General features: G+C 65.2%; 15 protein-coding genes, 7 tRNA genes and 1 pseudogene. 11 read left to right on the top strand and 12 right to left on the bottom strand.

What is annotated here, in order from left to right; all coding sequences use genetic code 11:
• Positions 1–43 precede the first annotated feature (43 nt).
• Positions 44–343 carry a hypothetical protein gene (locus ACZK4H_RS13215; RefSeq protein ID WP_099553119.1) on the top strand — a complete coding sequence of 100 codons (300 nt, stop codon included), beginning with the start codon at positions 44–46 and terminating at the stop codon, positions 341–343.
• Here the strand turns inward: ACZK4H_RS13215 and ACZK4H_RS13210 are convergent.
• The gene (locus ACZK4H_RS13210) at positions 285–575 is read right to left on the bottom strand and encodes a putative quinol monooxygenase (protein ID WP_099553120.1); all 291 of its coding nucleotides are present in this window, start codon (positions 573–575) and stop codon (positions 285–287) included. The genes ACZK4H_RS13215 and ACZK4H_RS13210 overlap by 59 nt on opposite strands.
• Before the next feature lie 61 nt (positions 576–636).
• Positions 637–1737: a DUF5694 domain-containing protein gene (locus ACZK4H_RS13205; protein ID WP_099553121.1), complete on the bottom strand. Its 1101-nt coding sequence runs from the start codon at positions 1735–1737 to the stop codon at positions 637–639.
• Positions 1738–1752: 15 nt separating this feature from the next.
• On the opposite strand from ACZK4H_RS13205, the gene ACZK4H_RS13200 reads away from it, so the two are divergent.
• Positions 1753–2436 (top strand): GNAT family N-acetyltransferase, encoded by a 684-nt coding sequence (locus tag ACZK4H_RS13200; RefSeq protein ID WP_239503836.1) that lies wholly within the window; start codon positions 1753–1755, stop codon positions 2434–2436.
• Between the two features lie 255 nt (positions 2437–2691).
• The gene (locus ACZK4H_RS13195; protein ID WP_099553123.1) at positions 2692–4518 is read left to right on the top strand and encodes a methyl-accepting chemotaxis protein; all 1827 of its coding nucleotides are present in this window, start codon (positions 2692–2694) and stop codon (positions 4516–4518) included.
• Here the strand turns inward: ACZK4H_RS13195 and ACZK4H_RS13190 are convergent.
• The gene (locus ACZK4H_RS13190) at positions 4515–5954 is read right to left on the bottom strand and encodes a GGDEF domain-containing protein (RefSeq protein ID WP_099553124.1); all 1440 of its coding nucleotides are present in this window, start codon (positions 5952–5954) and stop codon (positions 4515–4517) included. The two genes, ACZK4H_RS13195 and ACZK4H_RS13190, sit on opposite strands and share 4 nt — an antisense overlap.
• Before the next feature lie 200 nt (positions 5955–6154).
• Positions 6155–6240: transfer RNA gene (locus ACZK4H_RS13185), tRNA-Leu, on the bottom strand.
• Between the two features lie 132 nt (positions 6241–6372).
• Here ACZK4H_RS13185 and ACZK4H_RS13180 point away from each other — a divergent pair.
• Positions 6373–6753: a response regulator gene (locus ACZK4H_RS13180; protein WP_049427448.1), complete on the top strand. Its 381-nt coding sequence runs from the start codon at positions 6373–6375 to the stop codon at positions 6751–6753.
• Between the two features lie 10 nt (positions 6754–6763).
• Here ACZK4H_RS13180 and ACZK4H_RS13175 read toward each other — a convergent pair.
• A pseudogene (locus tag ACZK4H_RS13175) lies at positions 6764–7719 on the bottom strand (SOS response-associated peptidase family protein).
• A gap of 77 nt (positions 7720–7796) precedes the next feature.
• Between ACZK4H_RS13175 and ACZK4H_RS13170 the strand changes: the two are divergent.
• Entirely contained in the window at positions 7797–8213 is a 417-nt protein-coding gene (locus tag ACZK4H_RS13170; protein ID WP_099553174.1) for a GNAT family N-acetyltransferase, read from the top strand.
• Positions 8214–8353: 140 nt separating this feature from the next.
• Here the strand turns inward: ACZK4H_RS13170 and ACZK4H_RS13165 are convergent.
• The 7 genes from ACZK4H_RS13165 to ACZK4H_RS13135 form a co-directional block, all read right to left on the bottom strand.
• Positions 8354–8429: transfer RNA gene (locus ACZK4H_RS13165), tRNA-Glu, on the bottom strand.
• Between the two features lie 47 nt (positions 8430–8476).
• Positions 8477–8552: transfer RNA gene (locus tag ACZK4H_RS13160), tRNA-Ala, on the bottom strand.
• Positions 8553–8597: 45 nt separating this feature from the next.
• A tRNA-Glu gene (locus ACZK4H_RS13155) sits at positions 8598–8673 on the bottom strand.
• Between the two features lie 49 nt (positions 8674–8722).
• Positions 8723–8798: transfer RNA gene (locus ACZK4H_RS13150), tRNA-Ala, on the bottom strand.
• A gap of 184 nt (positions 8799–8982) precedes the next feature.
• Positions 8983–9058 (bottom strand) — tRNA-Glu (locus tag ACZK4H_RS13145).
• Between the two features lie 54 nt (positions 9059–9112).
• Positions 9113–9188 (bottom strand) — tRNA-Ala (locus tag ACZK4H_RS13140).
• A 103-nt stretch (positions 9189–9291) separates the two neighbouring features.
• Positions 9292–9690, bottom strand: a complete 399-nt coding sequence (locus ACZK4H_RS13135; RefSeq protein ID WP_099553175.1) for a heavy metal-responsive transcriptional regulator — start codon at positions 9688–9690, stop codon at positions 9292–9294.
• Positions 9691–9876: 186 nt separating this feature from the next.
• Here ACZK4H_RS13135 and ACZK4H_RS13130 point away from each other — a divergent pair, with 186 nt between their 5' ends.
• From ACZK4H_RS13130 to ACZK4H_RS13105, 6 genes are all read left to right on the top strand, one after another.
• Positions 9877–10944 (top strand): GlxA family transcriptional regulator, encoded by a 1068-nt coding sequence (locus tag ACZK4H_RS13130; RefSeq protein WP_099553176.1) that lies wholly within the window; start codon positions 9877–9879, stop codon positions 10942–10944.
• An 80-nt stretch (positions 10945–11024) separates the two neighbouring features.
• Positions 11025–11828, top strand: coding sequence for a TlpA disulfide reductase family protein (locus tag ACZK4H_RS13125; RefSeq protein ID WP_099553177.1), 804 nt, complete (start codon positions 11025–11027; stop codon positions 11826–11828).
• Positions 11829–11858: 30 nt separating this feature from the next.
• Positions 11859–12701, top strand: a complete 843-nt coding sequence (dsbG, locus tag ACZK4H_RS13120; protein ID WP_099553178.1) for a thiol:disulfide interchange protein DsbG — start codon at positions 11859–11861, stop codon at positions 12699–12701.
• A 513-nt stretch (positions 12702–13214) separates the two neighbouring features.
• Positions 13215–14648, top strand: coding sequence for a DcaP family trimeric outer membrane transporter (locus ACZK4H_RS13115; RefSeq protein WP_099553179.1), 1434 nt, complete (start codon positions 13215–13217; stop codon positions 14646–14648).
• A 76-nt stretch (positions 14649–14724) separates the two neighbouring features.
• A complete protein-coding gene (gene adiC, locus ACZK4H_RS13110; protein WP_006461445.1) occupies positions 14725–16077 on the top strand; it encodes an arginine/agmatine antiporter in 1353 nt (450 codons plus the stop codon).
• A 20-nt stretch (positions 16078–16097) separates the two neighbouring features.
• On the top strand, positions 16098–18386 hold the full coding sequence (locus ACZK4H_RS13105) for an Orn/Lys/Arg family decarboxylase (protein WP_099553180.1): 2289 nt from the start codon (positions 16098–16100) through the stop codon (positions 18384–18386).
• The last annotated feature ends 18 nt before the right edge of the window (positions 18387–18404 follow it).

The raw sequence follows: 18404 nt of genomic DNA, 5'->3' as shown, positions 1-18404 counted from the left end.
GGGCGCGAATACTCCGCCCACCTCCTCTCGTACAGGTGATCCCATGAATGTCTGGAACCCGATGACGGTGCGCGCCTTCGCCCCGGCCATGGTCGGTTGGTGCCTGACCCTCGCCGCCTGGCTGCGGCTGGAGGAGGTGCGTGAGGACCGTCTGGCCCAGGCAATGCTGCCGGTGCTGCAGGGAAGCGTGGTGGCGCTGCTGGCCCTGACCCTGGCGTGCACGATGGCGGCCAGCCTGGTGCTGTGGCGGCACCGTCGCCGGGATCACGGCGACGGTGCCGCCACTACTGAGGTGCAGCATCCATCAGCAGGAACCGGCATGGCGCGCGCTGGAAGGCATTGATCTGCGGCACCAGCCGCTGGAAATGCTCGCTGGCACAGTGGATGTCCAGGGCGGCGCGGTCCGGCCATTGCTCGATGAAGACGAAATGCCCGGGATCCTTCTGGTCCACGAACAGTTCATAGCCAAGGCAGAGCGGCTCGCGCTGCGTGCACGCGACCAGTTCCCGGTACAGCGGAAGCACAGTGTCCACGGCATCGGGATGTATGAAGTCTTCGGCGATGACCTTGAGCATGCAGGCACCTGTGGATGGGGCCCTGCAGGATAGTGCCGGCGGGTGGCCGGCACCCAGCCCGTCAACGCAATACTGCGTCCGCACTGACCAGCTGCACATCGTGCATCTGGTTGAGGTAAGCCTCGTAGTAGCCCTTGTGCGAGGCACCGACAATGGTGAGCATGCGGGTGCCCGGGTGTTGGCCGAGCACGTCGCGCATGTTGGCGACCATGCGCAGGTTGCGGGTTTCCCAGTAGCCGAGGTACTTGCGTCCGAAGGCATCGGGTGACGGCTCGACCAGGGTCGCGCCGAAGTCGCTGTTGTAGACGGTCATCGCCGTGTCCGGGGCGTTGTAGTCGCGATAGAGCGCAAGCAGGCCGTCGGGCTTGGCCAGGTTGGCGTGCAGCGGTTCGTCGGCGGCGAACCGCGCCGTGGTTGCCGGGTTGTCCCAGGCCGCCTGAAGCGCCGCGCCATAGGCCTTCTCCTGCTCCTTCGGGACAGGCGCGTCGGCGGTGTGGTCATCGACCGACCACAAGCGCTCCAGGCCCAGGCGTGCAGCGAGGACGCCGGCGATCATGCCGGCCTCGTCGCGCCTGGCAATGCGTTTGTCGAGGAACTGCACCAGCTCCGGGGTCAGGCTGTCTGCGGCGCGACGTTCGTCGATGGGCAGGCGCAGCCATTGCACCACCGCCGAACCGTTCTCGCCTGCGGCCAGGAACACGGCCGCGAGGCGGCGGCGCTGGGCCGGCGTAGGGGCTTTCGGCCATTGTGCGAGGAGGCGCTCCATCTCGGCATTGGCGCTGGGAACGTCCAGGCCGGTCGCGGCCTGGGCCGGTGCCGGGTCGATGCAGTAGGTCTCGACACTGTCCGCGTAGCGGGTGGGGTTGCGGCGCATGAAGTCGCACTGCAGCCCGGACAGGTTCTCCACGGCGATGGCATTGGGCTGCCATGCCTGCAGGCGCTCGAGCAGAGGCTCCAGCAATGGCTGCAGAATGTCCGGTGTGAAGGTCTTCGGCAGGCCGGACAGATGCGGGCTGCCCAGCACCAGCACCTCGTTGGTGCGGCCTGCGGGCGGCCCCTTCAGCTGGTCGGGGTGAAAGGCCGGCCGATAGGTGGCATCGGCGGCAAGCGCGCCGGTGCTGCACAGGCCGAGGATGACGAAGCTGGTGAGGCGAACGAACATACGATCTCCTTGTAGATGAACATCCTGCGGATCGCTGCATGCTCGCCATTTCCGCCCGGCAGGGGACCTCCCGTTGGTCATGCAAACCTTTTTGCCTTGAGCTGCATCCATCTGCCGAGTGATGCTGTATTCCGTGCCCAGGCAATGCAGAACATGACATCCGATCACTGGAGCATCGAAAGTCCGCGGCTGTGCCTCCGGCCATTTACGTCCGGTGACGCTGACGAGGCGTTTGCGGGCATCACCCCCGGGTTGACCCGCTACATGGCCTTCGAGCCGCCCCCGTCAAAGGAGGCATTTGCCGCCGTCTGGCAGGCGTGGCTGCCTGCCATTGCCGATGGGAGCGACATCACGTTCGTGATCCGCAGGCGCGAGGATGGCGTGTTCCTGGGACTGGCCGGCCTGCATCGCACCGGTGATGCAGAGCCCGAACTGGGTATCTGGATCGCTGAAGCAATGCATGGCCATGGCTATGGGCGGGAAGCAGTGGCGGCGGTGTGGTCTGCGGCGTCGCAGCGACTGTCATGCGCGGCGTTCCGCTATCCGGTGGCCGAGCAGAACCGGTCCAGCCGTTCGCTTGCTGAGTCCCTCGGGGGACAGCCCGCAGCACGTGAACAGGGTGTGAAGTACACAACGATCATCTATCGCTTTCCTGCTGCAATGCACGGAGTTGCGACGGAGGTCGCGGAATCCCGCTAAAGCGGCCGACGGCATCGCCGATATCCCCTCTGGATCCCGCTCCAGTCGCCCGCTGCAGGACCCCAGGCTGCCCCCGATGGGCGGCCCGCGCTGTGTGTTCCGCCGCTCCCGGATGCCGATCGCACCCGCACCAGACGTTCTTGCCAGCCGCTCGAGGGGTGCCCGCAGGCACCTGTAGTCCCAAGCAACTGAAGTTGCCGCCGGGCATCCCGCCCGTCGGGTCGCAACCGCTTACCGGACACCGAGGATCAGACAATGCTCATTCCAGGCTTCACGGCGGGCGCGCAGGCGCCGGCCGAGCTGCATACCCGTTGGTCGCCGTGGCGCGCGCTGCTGGGCGCCCTGGCCCCGCAGCACCGTACCGGCACTGAACCAGCAGCGACCGATCGTGCCGAACTCGAGGCCCAGGTCGCAGCGCTGCACCGCGTGCAGGCGGTCATCGAGTTCGCGCTCGATGGCACCATCCTGCAGGCCAATGACAACTTCCTGCAGGCGGTGGGCTACCGGCTGGAGGAAATCCAGGGCAAGCATCATTCCCTGTTCGTCGATCCCGAGCAGGCGCGCAGCGCCGAGTACCGTGACTTCTGGGCGCGGCTGGGACGCGGCGAATATGACGCAGGGCAGTATCGACGCTTCGGCAAAGGCCAGCGCGAGATCTGGATCCAGGCCTCCTACAACCCGGTGCTGGATCGCCAGGGGCGACCGTACAAAGTGGTCAAGTTCGCCACCGACATCACCGCACAGAAGCTGCAGGCGGCCGATTCGGCCGGGCAGTTGGCGGCAATCGGCAAATCGCAGGCAGTGATCGAATTCAGCATGGACGGGCGCATTCTCTCGGCGAACGAGAACTTTCTCGAAGTCACCGGCTACGGCCTCGATGAGGTGCGTGGACAGCACCACTCGCTGTTCGTCGAGCCAGGCCATCGCAGCAGTGACGAATATCGCCGGTTCTGGGAGAAGCTCGGGCGTGGCGAGTATGACGCCGGGCAGTATCGACGCCTGGGCAAAGGCGGGCGTGAGGTCTGGATCCAGGCCTCCTACAACCCCATCCTCGACCTCAACGGCAAGCCGTTCAAGGTCGTCAAGTACGCAACCGACATCACCGCGCAGGTGCATGAGAACCAGGCGATGCAGCGCGCAGTGGCGCAGACCCGCGAGGTGGTGGCCGCGGCCAAGCAGGGCGACCTGACCCGGCGCGTTGCCACGGCGGACAAACAGGGTTCCATTGCCGAACTGTGCGAGGGCGTGAATTCGCTGGTCGAGGCGATGGCCGCGATCATCGGCCAGATCAAGTTCGCTGCCGACACCATTGCGGTGGGTGCGACCGAGATCGCGCAGGGCAACAGCGACCTGTCGCAGCGCACCGAGCAGCAGGCGGCCTCGCTGGAGGAAACCGCGGTGTCGATGAAGGGGTTGGCCGAGACCGTGCAGCGCACAGCCACCAACGCGCGCCAGGCGAGCCAGCTGGCCGGCGGGGCCGCCGATGTGGCTGCGCGCGGCGGCAGTGTGGTGCATGAAGTGGTCGAGACGATGGCGGTGATCAACGCCTCCTCGCGGCGCATCGTCGATATCATCGGGGTGATTGATGGCATCGCTTTCCAGACCAATATCCTGGCGTTGAACGCAGCGGTGGAGGCCGCACGCGCGGGCGAACATGGTCGAGGATTTGCCGTGGTCGCCACCGAGATCCGCGAGCTGTCCCAGCGCTCGGCCAGTGCCGCCAAGGAGATCAAGCATCTGATCGATGAGTCGGTGGCGAACGTCGGGGCCGGCACCGCCCAGGTGGAAAGCGCGGGCCGGACCATGGACGAGATCGTGACCAACGTCCGCCGGGTCAGCGATCTGATGACCGAGATCAGCACTGCCTCGCAGCAGCAGAGCGACGACATCCAGCAGATGAACCATGCGGTTGACCTGATCGACCAGGGCACGCAGCAGAACGCTGCCCTGGTCGAGGAGGCGTCGGCGGCGGCGCGCAGCATGGAAGAGCAGTCGGCACAGCTGCTGCAGACCGTCGCCGGTTTCCGCGTGCAGGACGGGGCAGGGCATCTGCATGGAGGGGCGACCCTGCGGATCGTCTAGGTGCGCGGGCCCACAGGCTCATCGGACGGCTGCATGGCCGAGGCAAGGTGCACACGGTTGCGCCCGGCATGCTTGGCCCGGTAAAGGGCCTGGTCGGCATGGCCGACCAGGTCTCCCGGCGCGTACTCATCGCTGGCGGCCTGCCAGGCCACGCCTACGCTGATGGTCACATGGCCCTCGGCAGCAGGCAGTGCGGCGCTTTCGACCGCAGCACGCAGGCGTTCGCCCAGATGCAGCGCGTGCATCGCCTCGGGCGATGGCAGGGCCGCAATGAACTCCTCGCCGCCATAGCGGGCCAGCAGGTCGTCACCGCGCTGCAGGCAGCCGTCGAGGATGCCGGCGACGGCACGCAGGCGCCGATCACCTTCTGGGTGCCCGTAGGTGTCGTTCAGCCGTTTGAAGTGGTCGATGTCGATCATCAGCACCGCCAGGCCCTGGCCCTGGCGGCGCGCGCGGCGGTGGGCCCCATCCAGCGACTCATCGAAGCTGCGCCGGTTGCCCAGCCCGGTCAATGGATCTCGCCGCGCCAGCGTTTCCAGTTCATCGCGCTGGCGCTGGATCTCGATCTGGCTCAGCACGCTGCGCAGGGCGTAACCCAGCATCGCACCGATGAAACCTACCGTGGCCAGGTTTGGCTGCAGGCGCGCGACCAGCAGCGCCACCATCATCAGCAGCAAGGGCAGCATCAGTGGGACGCCGGCGTCGACGATGCGCCGCAGGCTGCGGGATACCTCCACTGCCGGGTAGCGGCGGTGGCTGCCGGCCAGGACGGCCAGCAACACGAACAGCCCGCTGATCAGCAGGTCGCCCCAGCCGCCGTCAGGTGTCTGCGGCTGGTAGGTGTTGATGTAGAGCGCCAGCAGGAAGTAGCCCAGCGCGTAGATCGCAAGTGTGCGGAAGAAATCGCGGCGGTCGGGATTGTCCTCGGCCAGGAAACGGATCAGCGCGAAGCAGAACACCAGGCTGTTCTGCACGCTGCTCATGGTGTTCAGGCACTGCGTCCACAGCGCGGTGTTGAGAGGCGCCATGGCGCGCGTATGCAGGTAGTACAGCAGCCAAAGCAGGGCAATGATCGCAAGGTCCACCGCACGGATGAAGCGGTTCCCGCCGCCCGGGCTTGCAGCTACATAGGTCAGGGGGATCCGGTAGAACACGTACAGGATCAGTGTCGAGGCGGTCATCTGCGCAGGGGTGAGGCCGGCCACATTGCGGTACAGCAGGGCAAGCAGGGCGAGTGAGAACAGGCCGACGGCCGCGCCGAGCAGCCGCCACTTGCAGGCCGCCTGGCTGACACGTGCGCGCCGCACGCAGGCCAGTGCGGCCAGCAGCGGCGCGGTGATCAGCAACAGGTAGGAGCCGACAGGGTCCTGCGGGCCGACCAAGGCAATGACGAGTGCGTGCGTGACCAGAAAAAACAGTGCAGCACGCAGCGTCATGCATTCCCCCGCCCCCGGATCCGGCGGGATCACGATAGGCAGATGTACGTGAGTCTGGCAAGAAAAGTGTGCGCTGCGTCTAGAGACAACCCTGTCAGCGGTCGCAGTTATGCGTCAGTGCAGTGACACAGGAGCGGCCACATGGGCATGCATCGCCTGAAAAGCAAAAGGCCAGGTCGAGGACCTGGCCTTTGATGCTGTGGTGCCGGTGAAAGGACTCGAACCTTCATGGGGTCACCCCCGGCTGATTTTGAGTCAGCTGCGTATACCATTCCGCCACACCGGCAGGCAGCGTGTGAGTGTAACCGAGGAGGGTGGGGCTTTCATAGGGGCAAGGCAGATCGGGGCGTTTCCTGTCGGCATCGGCTCTGTGATGGCTATACTGCGCCGGCTTGAATGCCTCCAGGAGCCATAGCCGATGACAGTGTTGCAGGACCTGAGGGTGCTGGTGGTCGAGAACGACGAGATGAGCGCGGCGCTGCTGCAGATGCAGCTGGTGCATGCCGGCGCGACTGTGGTCGGGTTGGCGGCGAGCGTGGCTGAGGCATTGCGCATGCTGGAAGACTCGGCCCCGGACGTGGCCCTGCTGGACTATCGCCTGGCCCGCAACGAGACCAGCGAGCCGGTGGCGGCAGCATTGTCGGCGCGTGGCGTACCGTTCGTGCTCGCTACCGGAATGCTGGCTGAGCAGTTGCCCGAGTCGATGCTGGCCGGAATACTGCTGGTCAAGCCGTACCTGTCGGCGGATCTGACCCGGGCGCTGACCCGTGCGGTGGGCCGTTCCAGCGCAACGGCGTGAGAACGGCGCTTCAGCCGGCCTCGTCGTACACGTATCGGATGTCCTCGCGGTCGTCGAGGATGCGGTACTGCCCGGCCAGGTTGTCCGGGTCGGGATTGAGCCACGCATCGAGATGTTCCCTGCGGATAGGTATCACGCCGCGATCGTGACCTGCCGCGGCGACATCGCGTGGCGGGGTGTCGGTGATCGTGGCGAACGAGAGCAGGCGTCCTTCCGGTCCCTCCCATTCCGCCCAAAGGCAGGCCAAAAGCAGGTCGCGGGGCGGATCGGGGCGAAACTCCAGCACCACATCCTGTTCCTTTTCCGCGGCGCCCAGCGCGCGCCCTGCGATGGCGTGGCGTGGTACGTGCTCATAGAACGCCCGCACCACGACAACGCCGTGGCGAAGGCCGAACGCGCCGCGCCAATAGCCTTCCAGGCTGTCACGTCGTGCGTTGTAGGTGCCGGGGTAGAGCACGTCGTTGCGTGCCGGTTTGTCGGGCAGCCGGCACTGGTAGCGCATCGGCTTGATCACCCGGCGGCCGTTCTCGCTGACCATCACCGGCGCGTAGGTGCCGGGGAAAATGCGGTTGTCGCGCGGCAGTAGTTGGACCCGGTGCAGGTCTTCGAGCCGGGCCTGGGCGCGTTCGATGCGGTTGCCGGCCACGCGCAGGTCGTTGCGTGCCTTCTGGGTGGGCGCGTGGCGAGCGTTGCATGGGCGATATCGCGGCGCTCGCGTTGGCCGGCCAGCTCCGCCTCCAGAACCTGGCGTTCCAGTGCATGCCAGTGCTGGATCTTCGCGACGATGTCGCGGCCCTGTCCGGTGCGTGCGCCGGCAAAGCCGTCATCCATTGCTTTCGGAGTTTTCGGTCGCTTCTTGCCGGGGTCGTGTGCGTACAGTTCGGCGAACTCCTCCAGCGACAGGATGGCACCGAACTCGCGGACCAGCGTGGCGTAGTCGGCGCGGATCAGGGCGGAATAGCACATGGGAACTCTGCAGGCCTGGGTCGCAGTCGCTGCGACGTGGATACGGCAGGATAGCCCGACCTACAGGGAGATACCGCATGAATGATTCCGTCAGCTGCCAGTTCCGCGAGGCTGTCCCCACGGTTGAAGACTACTGCCGGCTGCGTGTGCTGGCCGGCCTCAGTGCCAAGAGCCATGAGGCGGCGACGCGGGCGCTGCCCAACACCCTGTATGGCGTGTGTGCCTACCAGGGCAATGAGCTGGTAGCGATGGGCCGCATCGTCGGCGATGGTGGGTGCCACCTGCAGGTCTGCGATATCGCGGTGCTGCCGCGCCTGCAGGGGCAGGGCCTGGGCAAGGAAGTGATGCGGCGCCTGGATGGCTGGATGCAGGCGAACCTGCCGCCATCGGCATACGTCAGCCTGCTGGCCGATGGTGAGGCGCACCGGTTGTATGCGCAGTTTGGTTTTGCGCCGACAGCACCGGCGTCGATCGGGATGTATCGCCGGTTCTGAGGTGCGGCGGAGGTGAAACCATCCACGCATGGCGTGGATCTACCCGGGCCCTGCAGTGGATCCCCGCCATGCGCGGACAGGGCCTTCCCGGGAATCGCAGGCAAAGAAAAACCCCGGCCGAAGCCAGGGTTTTCAAGAATTGGCGTCCCCACGGGGATTCGAACCCCGGTCGCCACCGTGAAAGGGTGATGTCCTAGGCCTCTAGACGATGGGGACGCACGAAAACTTCAAGTTGTAGATGCTTCGACGGCCTAATGTCGAAGTGGTGGAGCCAAGCGGGATCGAACCGCTGACCTCCTGCATGCCATGCAGGCGCTCTCCCAGCTGAGCTATGGCCCCATGAAACTCCGGATGATCTGCCGGGAGCAGAGTCCGTTTTGAAACTGGCGTCCCCACGGGGATTCGAACCCCGGTCGCCACCGTGAAAGGGTGATGTCCTAGGCCTCTAGACGATGGGGACGCACGAAAAACTTCAAGTTGTAGAACTCTCGACGGCCTAATGTCGAAAGTGGTGGAGCCAAGCGGGATCGAACCGCTGACCTCCTGCATGCCATGCAGGCGCTCTCCCAGCTGAGCTATGGCCCCGTGTTACCGAGCCGCCTATCATACCTGCGTGTTCACGTTTGTGGAAGCTTTTTTTCAACTTTTTTCGTTCCGGTTCAACCGCAGCCACGAGGGCAGGGGAACCGCAACGCCACAGCCTGAATGCCGGTAGGCGGTGAACAAAAAAGACCCGGTTATCGGCCGGGTCCTCGTTGTTCGTGATGAGTGGCGTCCCCACGGGGATTCGAACCCCGGTCGCCACCGTGAAAGGGTGATGTCCTAGGCCTCTAGACGATGGGGACGCAATTCTCATCAATGTTCTTTAGCGACCTTTCGACGGCCTAATGCCGAAAGATTGGTGGAGCCAAGCGGGATCGAACCGCTGACCTCCTGCATGCCATGCAGGCGCTCTCCCAGCTGAGCTATGGCCCCACGTCGCTGAGGAGCGAAATAATAGCCTTGCCCCAGGGGGTTGGCAAGCATTTGTTGCACTTTTCTTCACGTGCGTTGCAATGCCGATCTGCGCCAGGGATGTCTATGCGTTGTCGTCGGTCAGCGCCGCCAGGATCGGGCATTGGTCGAGGGTGCCATGACCGGGGCATGCATCGACCAGCTGCGAAAGCGCGGTATGCATGCGCTGCAGTTCGGCCATCCGTTGTGCAATGTCCTGCAGGCGGGCCTGGGCGGTGTCGCGCACGCTTCCCATGTCCTGCCGGTGGTGATCGCTGAGCGCCAGCAGTTCGCCGATTTCCTCGAGGCTGAATCCCAGTGCTTTGGCGCGGCGGATGAAGCGCAACCGGCGCAGGTCCGGCTCGCCGAAGATGCGGTAGCCGCCAGCCGAGCGCGCGGCTGTCGGCAGCAGCTGCTGCCGCTCGTAATAGCGGACCGTATCGATCGGAACGCCCGCCTGACGGGCCAGTTGTCCAATGTTCATGGCAGTTTTCCTGCGGATCCTGCCGCCATTGTGAAGCCTGGAGTCTGGTCGAGAGTCAAGGCTTCAGCCCGGCACGCGCATTCAGCCCACTTTGCAACTTTCTTCATAGCCCCGCAGATGGGCCTGTTCCTACCCTTCGCCTGAACCGGCCGTTCGATGGCCTGCAACGAACCGAGGAGGTGGTCTGTGGAGGGAGTCAGGAACGAAGCATTCGTCGAGGTTGCGGTGGTCGAATACCCGGGAGGGGACCCCTCCGCCGCCTCGGTGCTGGCCGAAATGGCCCACGTCGCCAACCGCCTGGCCCAACAGCAGCGCCGACCGTTCAAACGCGTGCTTGTCACCCGCTGGATCGTGCCCGCCAGCCAGACCGGTGTACATCGCATCGCGGGTGCTGAAATGCTTGACGCCGCCATTCCTGCGGTAATCGCGGTTCCCGGCCAGATCAGCCCTGGAGCCTGTCTGCGCGCCGAGGAGGTCCTGCTGGACTGGTTGCGGGCCCACTATGACGGTGGCAGCCTGCTGGCTGCTGCCAGTGAGGGGGTCGGTGTGCTGGCCCGTGCGGGACTGCTGGCCGGAAGAACGGTCAGCGGCCCGGATCTGGGGCGACATCCGGGGTTGCAGGCGCAGGCGGTGAGCTGGGTCCCCAGTGAGCGGGCGCTGGTCGATGATGGTGATCTGTTGACCGTTGGCGGATCGCAGGCCTGGCGTTTCCTCGGGCTGCGTTTGCTGTATCGGCTGCACGGGCAGGGCGTGGCGAGTGCGGTCGCGCAACAGCTCGGGATTGTCGTGCCCGCAGGCATCCAGCAGGATCTTGAGCGTTTCAGTGCCAACTTCGCCCACGGTGACCGCGATGTACTGAAGGCCCAGCGCTGGCTGCATACCACTGCGGCACGAGGGGCCACTCTGGCCGCAATCTGCGAGGTTTCCGGATTGGAACCGCGCACCTTGCAGCGGCGCTTCCTCCGTGCGACCGGTCTGCGGCCGATCGAATACTGCCAACGGCTGCGCATTGCCAAGGCGCAGACCCTGCTGCAGCAGGGCGCAGGCATCGAAGAGGTGGCCTGGGGTGTGGGCTACGCTGATCAGAGCGCGTTCCGGCGTCTGTTCCTCCGCATCGTGGGCATGACACCGGCCAACTATCGTCGCCACGTCAACTGCAAGCGGCGGGAAAGACCGTTGATGCCGTCGGTGGCCGGCAGTCTGCGCGGCCTGCAGACGCCCCCCGGCATGCAGTTGGGGCGGAGTGCGGCCTGATGACGGGTGGCGGGCCAGCGCTTGCAACCTGGGCGTGACGCTTTGACCATGCAGTCAGTGGAACTTGAGCAGGTGGGCTGATGTCGAGTGTTGGACCGGTACCGATGCCGGTGGTGTTGATCCTCATGTGCACGTTGCTGGCCATGATCGTTGCCCGTCTTTGGCCGCGCAGGGCCGTCGGAATGCCGCTGCCGTCGGCAGCAAGCATGGTGCTGGACATGCTGCTGATCGGCCTGTTGTGTGGTCGTATCAGTTTTGTTGTGCTGAATTTCGCGCTCTATCGATCGGAGCCTTGGAGCATCCTGCAGGTCACCGATGGTGGCTATCACCTGATGGTGGTGCTGGTGGCCGGGCTGGCGTGGGGATCATGGCGTCTGCGGCCGTGGCGTCAGTTGCGTGCACCGGTACTGACGAGCGCACTTGTGGGGGTGCTGCTCTGGGCTGCTGGGGGGCAGCTGCTGTCGGCCTGGCAGGAGCGGCAGATGCCATTGCCAACGCTGCAGGTCGCGGACCTGCAGGGCGGAACGGTTGACCTGCAGCAGTTCCGTGGCCGGCCGGTGGTGCTGAACCTGTGGGCCACATGGTGCGGCCCCTGCCGACGGGAGATGCCGGTGCTCGCAGCGGCGCAGCAGGCACATGGCAACGTGCAGTTCGTCTTCCTCAATCAGGGCGAAACCCTGGATGAGGTCCAGGGTTTTCTTGCCGGTGAGCGACTGATGCTGGGCAACGTGTTGCTGGATGACGAAGCGGCCGCTTCAACAGTGCTGGGTGTACAGGCCTATCCTTCGACACTCTTCTTCGATGCCGATGGACGCCTGCGTGAACTGCACCTGGGCGAGCTGACCGCGGCCGGCCTTGAACACAAACTGCGCCGGCTGCGGTAGCCTGCGCGGGCATCTCACTACGGAGTTCCCATGTTGTCGACTTCCCTGCGCACCGCCCCGGCGGTGCTGTTGCTGCCGGTCATGCTGGCATTGGCCGCCTGCAGCCAGGCACAGACGCCGCCGGGCAAGGCCCCCACGGCACCGGCGACGAGTGCTGCGGCCTCTGCCGCCAAGGGCGATCGCCCTGCAGTGCTGAAGGGCATCGAAAAGCACGGCTTCGAGGTCGTTGCCGAATTCGATGCGCCCGGTGGCCTGCGCGGTTTTGCTGGTGTGGTGGGTGGTCAGCAGCCTGCAGCGGCCTATGTCACGGCCGATGGCAAGCACGTGCTGGTGGGCAGCCTGTTCGATGCCGAAGGCAATGATGTGGCTGCCGAAGCGGTCGAGAAGCTGGTCGCCGCACCGATGTCGGCCAAAATGTGGACCAAGCTCGACGCCAGCGCCTGGGTGCGTGACGGCAAGGCCGACGCCCCGCGCGTGGTCTATACCTTCAGTGATGCCAACTGCCCCTATTGCCACAAGTTCTGGGAGGCGGCCCGTCCGTGGGTCGACGCCGGCAAGGTGCAGCTGCGTCACATCATGGTGGGTGTGATCCGCGAGGACAGCCCGGCCAAGGCCGCAGCCATTCTCGCGGCACGTGATCCGAGTGCGGCGCTGCTGGAGAACGAGCGCCAGTTCGACCGTGGCGGCATCAAGGCGCTGCCGAGCATCAGCCGCGAGATCGCCGGCAAGCTTGATGCCAACCAGGTATTGATGCTGGAGATGGGGTTCCAGGGCACCCCGGGTATCCTGTTCCAGGATGCACAGGGCCAGGTGCAGCGCCGGGCTGGATTGCCGCAGGGTGACGACCTGCAGACGGTGCTCGGTCCGCGTTGATCCATGCCTGCATGCTGATGTAGACCACAGGCCCGCATGGTGACATGCGGGCCTGTTGCGTTCCGTGCCCCAGGCGAACACAACCGCTTGCGCATAGTCTGTTCGCCGTCACGTCTGAATCGTGACTGAGATCAAGCGTCGTGCCTTGATTCCAATCAAGGCCAAAAACGACAAACGGACTAGCCTTTGACGCATGGAATACAGCGTCAACGCGCCATGGATGCCGCGCCGCGGCTGCCCTGATCCGGGCAGGTCGGCACAGCCATTCACGACACTCTCACTTCCTGCTTGTTACCCAGACCGCTGCGGTCGCCACCTCTCTGGCAGCGCGACCTTGATGGGGTCGACATGGGTGCAGGCGGGACAGTGTCATCGTCCTGTTGCCTGCCACGCGCAGGCTGGCCGATGTCGTCGACGCAGTACCCGCATTTCCAGCAACGGCAACGCGAAGCCAGGGCGGCGCATGCGTGCGCTCCGGAACCGTGATGCGAGTGTTCGTCCGGGGAGTATGCAATGCGTTTGGCGGTACTGAGTCTGGCGTGTATGGGGGCACTGGCGATCACGCCGGCGTACGCCCACCAGGGTGACGCGGAGGATGCGCAGGCATTGCGGCGTGAGATTGCCGCAATGCGCCAGGCGCTGGAAGGCATGCAGCAACGGCTGGACCGGCTGGAGCAGCGCGATGCTACGCCTGCGCAGGCAACAGCCATGCCTGCAACGGCGCCGATTGCCTCCGCCGCCCCTTCCGATGTGATCCATCGCACCCAGGTGCCGGGTGTGGCGCAGCCGGTACTGCCGCAGCGCGATTCGGTCGCTGATCCATCCACTGCCGCATCGCGACCGGACAGTGCGGCGGGCCCGACCGATCCCGATCTGAAGGGGTTCTTTGCCATTCCCGGCACCGATACGGTGATCCGCATCGGCGGCTACGCCAAGCTGGATGCGATCACCGATTCGCGCGCGGCCGGGGACGAGGACCAGTTCATTCCCTCGTCGATGCCGGTCGGCGGCAGCCACCGCGATGTCTCCAACTTCAACATCCACGCCAAGCAGACCCGCTTCAGTTTCGAGGCGCGGCGCCCGACCACGCACGGCAACCTGCGTTTCTATCTGGAGAACGACTTCTTCGGCAGCAGCGATGGCTATGAATTCCGCCTGCGGCATGCTTATGGGCAGCTCGGTAATACCTATGCCGGCTATGGCTACTCCAGCTTCATGGACCCGGACAGCCTGCCCGACACGTTGGACTTCGCCGGGCCGGGCGGCGCCGGCTATCTGTTGGTGGCCGGCATCCACCACAGCTTCGCGATGGGGAAGGGCAACACGCTGACCGTGGCGGCCGAAGACCCGAAGACTGAACTTGCTGGTGCCAGCGACGAGCGGGCTGCGGTGAACCGCCTGCCGGATGTAACCGTGACCGCGCGCCTGGAGCGTGACTGGGGCCATCTGCAGCTGGGCGCGGTGGCGCGCAGCCTCGCCTATGACGGAGAGGGCGAGCGCGACCGGCGCATGGCCGGTGGCCTGCAGCTGAGCGGCTCGGCCTCGGTGGGCGAGCGTGACCTGTTGCTGTTCGGTGCGCTGGGTGGCCGCGGCCTCAGCCGTTACACCGCCGACCTGACCGGCTCCGGGCTGGACGCGGTGGTCGGTGCCGACGGCCGTCTCGACGCGCTGGACCTGCACGGCGGCTTCGTGGGCTACACCCATTACTGGTCCGAGCTGTGGCGATCGAACCTGATCTTCGGCCAGCTGACCCTGGAGCGGAATGCTGCACTGGCGGCCGACGCATTCCGTCAGAGCCGCTACGGCGTGTTCAACCTGATCTGGAGCCCGGCACCGTCGTGGACGATGGGCATGGAGCTGCTGTATGGCCGCCTGGAACAGCAGGGTGGCGCGCGCGGCGACACCGTCCGGGTGCAGGGCAGCCTGCAATACAACTTCATCAGATAGGCGCCAGCGGTCGTACGCCAGCGTAACCGTCCCCACGCCCGGTTGCACCGGGCTCATGCCAGTACAGGAGATTGTCATGGCAGAAGCAAAGAAAATCGGGGTGGTCGGAGCCACCTTCCTCGTCGCCGGCAACATGATGGGCTCAGGCGTGTTCCTGCTGCCATCCAGCCTGGCCAAGATTGGTACCGCCTCGATCTGGGGCTGGCTGATCACCACCGCGGGCGCGCTGCTGCTGGCCTTCGTGTTCGCCAAGCTGGGCAAGCTGGCACCGAAGGCGGGCGGCCCGTATGCCTATGCGCGTGACTGGTTCGGGCCCTACATGGGCTTCCAGACCAACACCATCTACTGGTTCGCCAACTGGATCGGCAACGTCGCCATCCCGATCGCGGCGGTCGGCTACTTCAGCTACTTCTTCCCGATCCTGTCCGAGCCGCTGGTGCGCTGCATCGCGGTGCTGGTGCTGGTGTGGGCGCTGAGCTTCGCCAACATGATCGGCCCGGCCTTCGTCAGCCGCGTGCAGACGGTCACCACCAGCTTCGCGCTGGTGCCGATCCTGGGCATCGCCATCTTCGGCTGGTTCTTCTTCGATGCCGACATCTTCAAGGGCGCCTACAACGTGTCCGGTGAATCCAACTTCGGCGCGATCTCCAGCGCTGCGGCACTGACCCTGTGGGCCTTCATCGGCGTTGAATCCGCTTCGGTCACCGCTGGCGTGGTGGAGAACCCGGAAAAGAACGTGGCCCGCGCCACCCTGGCCGGTGTGTTCCTGGCCGCCATCGCCTACATCGCCAGCTCCTCGGTGATCATGGGCATGGTGCCCAACGGCGAGCTGCAGACTTCCGATGCGCCGTTCGCACTGGCTGCCGCCAAGGCCGTCGGTGGCTGGGGCGGTGCGCTGGTCAGCCTGTGCGCCTTCATCGGTGCTGCCGGTTCGCTGGGTGGCTGGATCCTGCTGACCGCGCAGAGTGCCAAGGCAGCCTCCGACGACGGCCTCTTCCCGAGCATCTTCAGCAAGACCAACAAGGACGACGTGCCGGTCAAGGGCGTGCTGATCGTGGCCGTGCTGATGACCCTGGCGGTGCTGGTCACTTCCACCTCGGAAACCGCGTCGGCACAGTTCGACGTGATCACGTCGGCGGCCGTGGTGCTGACCCTGCTGCCCTACATCTACTCGTGCGTGGCCTGCTACTTCGTGGTCGAGCGCTCGCACACCCTGGTCCACACCGGTGCGTTCTGGACCCTGACCAGCCTGACCGTCGTGTACTGCCTGTGGGCGATCTACGGCTCGTCGGGAACCATCGTGCAGTACGCCTTCCTGTTCGTGCTGTTCATCACCGTGTTCTATCCCTTCTTCAGCGAGGAGCGCCGCCAGCAGCGGCAGCGCGCCCGCGAGGCCTCGGCCATCAGCGCCGGTGCCCAGCGTTCCTGAGTTCGACAAGGAGAATCAACGTGTACTTCAAGTCCCTGGACTATCCGGTCATTGTCATCGACAACGACTACGAGTCGCCGCGCATCGGCGGCATCCTGATCCGTGCCCTGGTGGAAGAGCTGCGCAGCAACGACCAGCGCGTGCTGTGCGGCCTGAACCTGGATGATGCCCGCGCCGGTGCCCGCACCTACGTGGCGGCCTCGGCGGTGCTGATCTCGATCGACGGCAGCGAAGAGGTGGATGGCGAGTTCCAGCGCCTGACCGCCTTCCTGCGCGAGCAGAGCGCGCGCCGCGCCAACCTGCCGGTGTTCCTGTACGGCGAGCGCCGCACCATCGAAAAGGTGCCGAGCAAGCTGCTCAAATACATCCACGGCTTCATCTTCCTGTTCGAAGACACCAAGAGCTTCATCTCGCGGCAGGTGATGCGCGCGGCCGAAGACTACATGAAGAACCTGCTGCCGCCGTTCTTCAAGGCGCTGATCCATCATGCGGCCGAGTCGAACTATTCCTGGCATACGCCGGGCCATGCCGGCGGCGTGGCGTTCACCAAATCGCCGGTCGGCCGTGCATTCCATCAGTTCTACGGCGAGAACACCCTGCGCAGCGACCTGTCGATCTCGGTGCCGGAGCTGGGCTCACTGCTCGATCACACCGGCCCGATCAAGGACGCCGAGAACGAGGCGGCACGCAACTTCGGTGCCGACCATACCTTCTTCGTCACCAATGGCACCTCCACCGCCAACAAGATCGTCTGGCATGGCACGGTGGCGCGCGGTGACGTGGTGTTCGTCGATCGCAACTGCCACAAGTCGCTGCTGCACGCGCTGATCATGACGGGCGCGGTGCCGGTGTACTTCACCCCCAGCCGCAACGCGCACGGCATCATCGGCCCGATCAGCCTGGACCAGTTCACGCCGGAATCGCTGCAGCAGCGCATCGCCGCCAACCCGCTGGCCAGCCAGGCCTACCAGGCCGGCTCCAAGCCGCGCATCGCGGTGGTCACCAACTCGACCTATGATGGCCTGTGCTACAACGCCGAGAAGATCGCTGACGAGATCGGCAGCGCGGTCGATTTCCTGCATTTCGATGAAGCCTGGTATGCCTATGCTGCGTTCCATCCGTTCTACGAGAACCACTATGGCATGGCCAAGGGCAAGCCGCGTGAGCAGGATGCGATCATCTTCACCACGCATTCGACCCACAAGCTGCTGGCCGCGTTCTCGCAGGCGTCGATGATCCACGTACGCAATTCGGCGCAGCGCAATCTGGACGCGGAGCGCTTCAACGAGTCGTTCATGATGCATACCTCGACCAGCCCGCACTACGGGGTGATCGCGGCCTGTGATGTGGCGTCGAAGATGATGGAAGGCGACGCTGGCCGCTCGCTGGTGCAGGAAATGCACGACGAAGCCATCGCCTTCCGCCGCGCGATGCTGCATGTCCGCGATGACCTGGGGCGTGACGACTGGTGGTTCAGCGTGTGGCAGCCGACCCAGGTCGAGCGCAGCCTGGACAAGGGCGATACGCCGGCACCGCTGGTGGCCAAGCGCGAGGAGTGGTACCTGCAGCCGGATGCACACTGGCACGGCTTCGAGAACCTGGTTGACGACTATGTGCTGATCGACCCGATCAAGGTGACCCTGCTGACGCCGGGCCTGGCAATGGACGGCAGCATGGGCAAGCTGGGCATCCCGGCGGCGGTGCTGAGCAAGTTCCTGTGGGGCCGCGGCATCACTGTGGAAAAGACCAACCTGTACTCGGTGCTGTTCCTGTTCTCGATGGGCATCACCAAGGGCAAGTGGAGCACCCTGGTCACCGAGCTGATGGCATTCAAGGAGCTCTACGACCGCAACGCGCCGCTGAGCCAGGCACTGCCGACGCTGGCCGCCGATTATCCGAACGCCTATGCGGGCTGGGGCCTGCGTGACCTGTGTGACGCGCTGCATGCGTTCAACCAGGAATTCGCGGTGGCCAAGGTGATGCGCGAGATGTACGTGGATCTGCCGACGCCGGTGATGACCCCGGCCGATGCCTACAACCATCTGGTGAAGGGCGAGATCGAGCGGGTCGACATCGAGCAGATCAGTGGCCGCATCGCCGCGACCATGCTGGTGCCGTACCCGCCGGGCATCCCGACGATCATGCCGGGCGAACGCTTTGGCGACAGCGATGAGCCGATCATCCAGTCGCTGCGCATCGCCCGCGAGCAGAACGCCCGTTTCCCGGGCTTCGAGTCGGACGTTCACGGGCTCATCATCGAGCAGGAGGGTGATGCGGTTTCGTACAGGGTGGAGGTGCTGAAGGCCTGACCGGCAACGGTCGGCCTT

The organism is Stenotrophomonas sp. 78350_Sma (genome assembly GCF_056482105.1).
The sequence above is the reverse complement of the archived record's forward strand: the minus strand, read 5'-3'. Positions and strand labels throughout refer to the sequence as shown.

Excerpts from the sequence above, each read along its gene's own strand:
- ACZK4H_RS13115 (WP_099553179.1), top strand. The coding sequence starts at position 13,215 with ATGCGTTTGGCGGTACTGAGTCTGGCGTGTATGGGGGCACTGGCGATC.
- ACZK4H_RS13215 (WP_099553119.1), top strand. The coding sequence starts at position 44 with ATGAATGTCTGGAACCCGATGACGGTGCGCGCCTTCGCCCCGGCCATG.
- ACZK4H_RS13180 (WP_049427448.1), top strand. The coding sequence starts at position 6,373 with ATGACAGTGTTGCAGGACCTGAGGGTGCTGGTGGTCGAGAACGACGAG.
- ACZK4H_RS13125 (WP_099553177.1), top strand. The coding sequence starts at position 11,025 with ATGTCGAGTGTTGGACCGGTACCGATGCCGGTGGTGTTGATCCTCATG.
- ACZK4H_RS13210 (WP_099553120.1), bottom strand. The coding sequence starts at position 575 with ATGCTCAAGGTCATCGCCGAAGACTTCATACATCCCGATGCCGTGGAC.
- ACZK4H_RS13195 (WP_099553123.1), top strand. The coding sequence starts at position 2,692 with ATGCTCATTCCAGGCTTCACGGCGGGCGCGCAGGCGCCGGCCGAGCTG.
- adiC (WP_006461445.1), top strand. The coding sequence starts at position 14,725 with ATGGCAGAAGCAAAGAAAATCGGGGTGGTCGGAGCCACCTTCCTCGTC.
- ACZK4H_RS13135 (WP_099553175.1), bottom strand. The coding sequence starts at position 9,690 with ATGAACATTGGACAACTGGCCCGTCAGGCGGGCGTTCCGATCGATACG.
- ACZK4H_RS13200 (WP_239503836.1), top strand. The coding sequence starts at position 1,753 with ATGAACATCCTGCGGATCGCTGCATGCTCGCCATTTCCGCCCGGCAGG.
- ACZK4H_RS13190 (WP_099553124.1), bottom strand. The coding sequence starts at position 5,954 with ATGACGCTGCGTGCTGCACTGTTTTTTCTGGTCACGCACGCACTCGTC.
- ACZK4H_RS13205 (WP_099553121.1), bottom strand. The coding sequence starts at position 1,737 with ATGTTCGTTCGCCTCACCAGCTTCGTCATCCTCGGCCTGTGCAGCACC.
- ACZK4H_RS13170 (WP_099553174.1), top strand. The coding sequence starts at position 7,797 with ATGAATGATTCCGTCAGCTGCCAGTTCCGCGAGGCTGTCCCCACGGTT.
- dsbG (WP_099553178.1), top strand. The coding sequence starts at position 11,859 with ATGTTGTCGACTTCCCTGCGCACCGCCCCGGCGGTGCTGTTGCTGCCG.